Raw genomic sequence first — 1115 nt, forward strand, 5'->3', positions numbered from 1 at the left:
CATCCGGAAAATGGATACGGCTTGTTTCTTTTCAGAAAATTTTTCTTGCATTTTTTCGGATTCTGTGCTATACTGGAATCATAAGCTCCTGATGATAATCGGCATCAGCCCGTCAGGTGTGGGAATAAAATGCTGAACGTCCCAGAACAGCTTGCTGTAGCGTTCAATCTGGTCATCAGTCAGCCCACAGAAATCCTCTTCTGTGAGTCCGCAGAGGAAAAATGTACCTCTGATGACTCCGTATCCCTCAACGATTCGGTTCAGCGGAAGGTTCAGGGCAATGCCGTCCTCGTTGCAAACTAATCCAACCGGCTCTTCATACGGGTAAATGGCTTCAATGTATCCGCCCACGATGCTCTGTAAATTTTTGAGCGTGTGTTCGATTTCTTTCACGACCGGATGCTTTCCGGCTTCGCATACTAAAATTTTCATGGTGAGTTCTCCTTTTTTCTTGCTTTGACTGAGCCGCCGTGTGCGCCGTTTGTGGGGCAGGTTACCGAAAGGGGATAACCGTGCAAGGATACCCTTCCCGCCCAACGTGTGCGGACGTGGCGGCTTTGTGGGGGAATGAGGGAATTACCACCATTCCCAGTAAACAATTTCTTCTGTGTCAAAGTCTGTTTCCGGAATCAGGCTTTCCAGCATTCCGGCAGTTTCTTCCACAGTCAGAAGGTAGCTTTCATCGTAGCGTGTTCCGCCGAAAAAGAAGCCTGCGGAAGTCGGCAGAATCATAGGTGCAAGCTCCGGATTTTCCAGAACCTTTTTGCAGTCTGACAGCAGATTTTCCAGATGCTCCTTTGTCAGTACATGAGCGGTAATATTTGAGCTTTCGCTGTATCCCGTGTGCGAAACAATCCACTGACGGATTTGATTGGCTTTCCGCCAGTAGTAAATTTCATCATCGGGCAGTTCCGTCTCGCTTTTGTTCCGGCAGTACAGGTACATATCAAGTCTCATCGGATTCAGTCCTTTCTTTGTGATTTTTGTGCGGTTTATTCGGGGATATATTTTTCGTGGATGATTCCCAGAATTTTATCCTGTTCCTCTCTCGAAATGCCGAGGCTTTCGAGTGCCTGACGTGTACCGCAGTCCGGACAAATCAGCGTGGCATTATC

Annotated in this window: 2 protein-coding genes; both read right to left on the reverse strand. The window is 47.8% G+C overall.

Annotation, left to right across the window (positions count from 1 at the left end; all coding sequences use genetic code 11):
- Nucleotides 1-78: 78 nt before the first annotated feature.
- A complete protein-coding gene (locus tag VZT47_RS10570) occupies nt 79-432 on the reverse strand; it encodes a DUF3846 domain-containing protein (protein WP_330224913.1) in 354 nt (117 codons plus the stop codon).
- Between the two features lie 144 nt (nt 433-576).
- Nucleotides 577-957: a hypothetical protein gene (locus tag VZT47_RS10575; protein WP_330224914.1), complete on the reverse strand. Its 381-nt coding sequence runs from the start codon at nt 955-957 to the stop codon at nt 577-579.
- Nucleotides 958-1115 lie beyond the last annotated feature (158 nt).

This window comes from Dialister sp., assembly GCF_036343215.1.
Taxonomy (GTDB): Bacteria; Bacillota; Negativicutes; order Veillonellales; family Dialisteraceae; genus Dialister.

Excerpts from the sequence above, each read along its gene's own strand:
- VZT47_RS10575 (WP_330224914.1), bottom strand. The coding sequence starts at position 957 with ATGAGACTTGATATGTACCTGTACTGCCGGAACAAAAGCGAGACGGAA.
- VZT47_RS10570 (WP_330224913.1), bottom strand. The coding sequence starts at position 432 with ATGAAAATTTTAGTATGCGAAGCCGGAAAGCATCCGGTCGTGAAAGAA.